This is a genomic window from Nocardia barduliensis (genome assembly GCF_013315795.1).
In the GTDB taxonomy this organism is placed as follows: Bacteria; Actinomycetota; Actinomycetes; order Mycobacteriales; family Mycobacteriaceae; genus Nocardia; species Nocardia barduliensis.
The window spans coordinates 1-5087 of the sequence record NZ_JABLTE010000209.1; the positions used below are offsets into that span (position 1 = coordinate 1).

General features: G+C 70.8%; 6 protein-coding genes. All 6 read left to right on the forward strand.

All coding sequences use genetic code 11. From position 1 onward, the window contains the following. Positions 1–400, forward strand: a 400-nt coding sequence (locus HOV91_RS39635) for a hypothetical protein (protein ID WP_217441594.1), incomplete at its 5' end; no start/stop codon positions are given. A 542-nt stretch (positions 401–942) separates the two neighbouring features. Next, a complete protein-coding gene (locus tag HOV91_RS38310; protein ID WP_051047104.1) occupies positions 943–1926 on the forward strand; it encodes a DNA-processing protein DprA in 984 nt (327 codons plus the stop codon). A 54-nt stretch (positions 1927–1980) separates the two neighbouring features. Further along, positions 1981–2508 (forward strand): single-stranded DNA-binding protein, encoded by a 528-nt coding sequence (locus HOV91_RS38315; RefSeq protein ID WP_043734990.1) that lies wholly within the window; start codon positions 1981–1983, stop codon positions 2506–2508. Positions 2509–2629: 121 nt separating this feature from the next. Next, positions 2630–2776: a hypothetical protein gene (locus HOV91_RS38320; protein WP_157227395.1), complete on the forward strand. Its 147-nt coding sequence runs from the start codon at positions 2630–2632 to the stop codon at positions 2774–2776. A 239-nt stretch (positions 2777–3015) separates the two neighbouring features. Further along, complete coding sequence (locus tag HOV91_RS38325) at positions 3016–3408, forward strand: hypothetical protein (protein WP_043734992.1); 393 nt, start codon at positions 3016–3018, stop codon at positions 3406–3408. A gap of 372 nt (positions 3409–3780) precedes the next feature. Continuing rightward, the coding region (locus HOV91_RS38330; protein WP_174190077.1) for a hypothetical protein at positions 3781–5087 on the forward strand (1307 nt) is incomplete at its 3' end.

The following is a 5087-nucleotide window of genomic DNA, read 5'->3' on the forward strand; positions in this document are numbered from 1 at the left end:
CCCGCGACCGCGCACCGATGGGCTCGATTCGCCAAATCAAGCTGGGCCGACTACCTCTTCCACGCACCCTGAAACCCCGCCTCACAGCAGGAATACCGCAACCTTCGAATATCGCCGTCCACCGGTTGGTCTGCCCCGCCAAGCCCGCACCGAGGCCGATCCCCCGGACAGCAAGATGCATGTCGTCTACGCCCACGGCCACGGATACGGCACCCACTGGAATCACGGCCCGCCGCTGGGTGACGACTTCGTCGAATACCTGCCGCTGACGGAGTCTTTCGGCGAGGACGGGGCCGCGTTCATCGACACGCTGCGTGGACCCGACACTGCGGCCTGGCTCGTCATCACCGTCTACCCGAACACCTTCTCCGTCGAACTCTCCGACACCGGCCCCTCCTGAGATCCGGCACCACGGAATACGACACGGGCGGGCGAGTCCGGCCAGGTGCCGCCCGCCAGTGTCGGTTCGTTCGTCCACCGCTGCCCTCGACCACCGGAGTCTGGGGTACCCGCATGCTCGATCCCACCCCGAACCCCTCGACCGCCGAACCGGTCTCGCGATCGCCGGTACCCACCGTCGCGACGGCCGGTGCGGGCCTGCGTCTCCAGTTCTGTCGCGGCGATGACGATCTCACCGCGGACCCGGCCGGCGAGACGGACGCGAGCGAAGTCCGGGTCTGGGACGGCGAGCTGTGTCTGGCTGCGGTCACCCACGATTGCGGCGGGTGGGGGGTTACGCCGGAGGTGACTGCAGACACCGGATCCCCGACGAGCACCTAAACACCCGCTTCGCCGACTGGCGCCACGCCCTGCACACCTCACCGGCATCACCATCGCACCCGGCTGACCAACCCTGCGACACCCGACTCCGGTGCCCAGGCAGGCCGCGATTCTCCCGCCCCGGCAACCGGCCCGGCACCACCACTTTCGAGGAGCATTGCCATGCACACGATCGCCACGGTCTCCGATACACGGCTGCGGGCGTGGGCGATCCTGGCCCGCGCCGCGCTCACCCCGGCCACCACTGCCCGCGCGCTCGCGGCCACTCGCTCGGCCGCCACCGACATCGAGGAGGCCGCCGACCGGATCGGCGCGCTCCCGGCCGGACCCGGTTCGAGGTTGTCGGTGGCCGAGCTGGCCGCCCGCGATCTCGACCGCGCCACCGACATCGGGGCGTGGTTGCTCACCCCCCACGATCCCGCTTGGACCGGACTGGGATTCGACGACCTCGACTCCCCCGACGACCGGTATCTGGACGCGCCGGTGGCGGTCTGGGTACGCGGCACCATCGACCCGGTCTCGGTGCTGACCCGCGTCGGTGTCATCGGTACCCGGGCGGTCTCCCCGCGCGGTGCCCGCATCACCGGCGAGATCGCGACGGCGTTGGCCGTGCGGGGTGTGCACATGGTCAGCGGTGGGGCGTTCGGCGTGGACGTGCTCGTCCACCAGGCCGCCCTCGACCACGGCGCGCCGACCACGCTCGTGTCCGCGGCCGGGATCGACCGCGTCTATCCCACCGCGCACGCCGAGGTGTTCGACGCCGTCGCCGAGACCGGCGCGATCGTGTCGGAATACCCGCCGCGTGAGGGTGTCGACCGTGCGCGGTTGCTGGCGCGCAATCGACTGGTCGCGGCGATGTCGCGGCAGCTGGTGATCCCCGAGGCCGGGCTGCGCTCGGGCACCCTGTCCACCGCGCGGTGGGCGCGGCGGCTGCACCGCCCGGTGCTGGCTGTGCCCGGCCGCCTCTCGACGTCGCTTGGCTGTCACCAGCTCATCGGCGACGGTCACGCCCGCCCCGCGCACTCGGTCACCGACGTGCTCACCGCGCTCAACGAAACCGCCGACCCCGAACCCCGCCACCAGCGCGGCGACCAGCCGCGTACCGACACCGAACACGACCGGCGCGGGGCCGCACCCGTGCGCTGATCCCGCGCGAATTCATCTGTCCCTGTTGATCATCGAACTTCGAGGAGAACTGCTATGGCCGGAGACACCGTCATCACCGTGATAGGGAATCTCACGGCGGACGTAGAGCTGAAATTCACGCCGGCTGGTACCGCGGTCGCGAATTTCACCGTCGCGTCCACCCCGCGATATTTCGACCGCAACACCAACCAGTGGAAGGACAGCGAAGCGCTGTTCCTGCGGTGCAGCCTCTGGCGAGAGGCCGCCGAGAACGCCGCGGAGTCGCTGACCCGCGGAGCGCGTGTTCTGGTCAGCGGCCGTCTCAAGCAGCGCAGCTACCAGACCGGCGAAGGCGAGAAACGCACCGTCGTCGAGCTCGAGGTCGACGAGGTCGGTCCCTCGCTGCGCTACGCCACCGCCAAGGTCACCAAACGAAAGCCCAACCACACCAACACGAACGATAGCAGCGATCGCTCCCGCGAGCTCGTCGGCGCGGCAACCGGCAACCGCAGCGGCGACGACGATCCCTGGGCCACCACCGGTAGCGGATTCGGCGGAGGGTTCGGCGGCGGATTCGGCGGAGGCGAGGAGCCCTCGTTCTAGAAACCCGTCCCGCGCGACTCCGACCTCCGCGCGCCCGGCGTCAGCGGCGCTCGCGGAAGCGATCGCGCGCCCTTCTCGCATCCCGCGCGCGCCGATCCACTGTCGAAAGGTCGACCACCGCGTGCACAATCCCGAGAACTCGACCGACACCCGCGACCACGGTGACTGGGAGCCGACCCGCTGGTACAGCGTGCTCGGCCCCGACGGGCAGCTGTGGTGCGAGTCCAGCGACCGCGCAGAGGCCGTCGCGGCCCCTGCGGCCCGGTGATCGACTCGTGCGCACCTGGCAGCGGATCTGCCGCGAGTCGCAGATGCGCGAAGAACAGCCCTGAATCGAACCCACCCTCTCGACAGCGGTAGATCCACGCGAGTGGTGTGGATCCACCGCTGTCTCACCCGGACCAGGAGATACCCAGATGCGCGAGCCAGTCCGGCTCGAACTCACGCGCACTGTCGCCGGGCCTTCGCGGGGTGGGTGCACCGGCCCGGCGACAGACAGGAGGCGCAATGTCCATCGACTCACCCAATTTTCCCGCGCCCGAACACATCGCGGCACCGCTGCTCGCCGCCCACGGTCCCGAAGTCGAGTTCCTGACCGGGATCGGCGGCAATCCCCGCGTCGTCGACACCGGCGGAATGCCCGCCTTCGCGTTCGTGGCCATCGAAGCCGACGCCGGGCCGATCATCGACCCGAGCGGCACCCTCTACGTCCTGATCACCAGCATCGACGCCGGACTCGCTGCCCGGCGCAGCGACATCGACAGCTGGACCGTCGTCATCTACGACGCGACACAGTCCCACGACGAGGGCATCAGCGCCGCCGAGAACGGCACCAGCTTCACCGCCACCTGGCAACAGGCGTGGGCGGCCATCGACCTCCCCGATGACCCGCACACCTGATGCCTGGTGCTGGGCACGTGAGCGGGCGGGTGTGGCGGTTGGTGAGGGCTGGGCCTCTGGCCGTCTGCCCCGCCTTGCTGAGTGCTACCAGGGCGTGATCCCGCCACGGCTGCGGGCCCGCGCCCGGCCGTCACCGAATTCGCCCGGCGCGCCGGCTGTCTCGTACCCGGCGGCCGAGTGATTGGGCGCAGCGAATTCAGCGCCGCCCGTTCCGGCGCGTTCCCTCCGCCGCGTCGGGCTCCCACCCTGGTCGGCCGCACTCAGGCGGGTCAGACGACCAGCCGCCCAGCCCCGTGCCGGGGTTACGTACGCGTGTGCGTGCGTCCGGCGCGGGGCCGAGCTGTTTCCAGACGACAGAACAGGAACCCAGTGATGACCGCCACGTTGAACGCACCCGAAACCACCGACTCTGTCATCGAGACCGTTACCGACGTTGTCACCGATCCCGTGCAGACCGTGTCCCCGTTCGCCGCCGCGCTCGGAGAGATCGAATACCTCCTCGACACCGATCCCGACGCCGCGCGGGAACGCTTCACCGCCGTGCTGGCTCTCGCGTCCCCGGCCGAGCGTGCCTTCCTCGATCGCGCTGCCGAGATGCTGACCCGCTCGCCGTGGAAGACCGCGGCGCGTCAGCTGGGGTGGATGGCCAAGTCCCGCCCCGAGCTGCGGTCGATGATCGTCGAGCACACCGCCGAGGGTGACCCGGGTCTGTACCGGCCCGAGCTCCCCCAGCAGTCCGAGACCTCGATCGAGGCGGCCGAATGGGTGCGTCGCTCCATCCGCGACCGCCGCTACCGCGACCGCGACACCGCCACCCCGTCTGCGGCGACCGACGCCGCCCGCTACCAGCCCGAGAAGGTCGCCGCCCGCCGCGCCCGCATCCCCGCACCCACCACCGGGCTGGTGAGTCTGCGCCACCGCCGCCGGGACCTGGCCGTCGCCGAGCGCCGCCACCGTGAATACGCGGGCTATGCCGCGCAGCGGTTGTACGCGATCGACACCGCCGTCGACGACGACCGCACCCCGCCGGTTCCCGAGCCCCGGAAGAAGGCCGGGCAGCTGTGGGCGCACGTGCAGGCCGAATTGTGGGACCGCTCGTACTTCCTGCACGTCGCCGAGTGCTACACCGAAGCCGACCGCCATCTCCTCGCCCCCGAGCTGCCCGAACGCCACATCGCGCCCGAGCGCCGTCACGCCGGGCTCGAAGACGCGGCACGGGAGTTCCTGCGCGAGCACGACACCGAGCCCGAGCCCTCGGCCCGGGCGCGCGGCGCGCGTGCCCGACGCACTCGCCCGCAGTTGCCGGCGCGGATCACTCCGGCCGACCAGTCCCGCTTCGCCGCCCGCAGGACCGGGCTGGCGGTCCCCAGCGACCGTGACGAGTATCTGCCCTATAGCGAGCTCGACGTCCGCGAGTCCACCTGGCAGGGCTCAGGGTTGGACTACGACCTGGCCGCGATGACCCCATATCTCGGGTGGCCGTGCGTGGGCTGCTGGATCGACCGGCCCGCCAGCGACCGCCGCCCCTTCCACACCCGCCACGGAGTGATCGTCAGCGCCGCCCGTTCCGGCGCGTTCCCTCCGCCGCGTCGGGCTCCCACCCTGGTCGGCCGCACTCAGGCGGGTCAGACGACCAGCCGCCCAGCCCCGTGCCGGGGTTACGTACGCGTGTGCGTGCG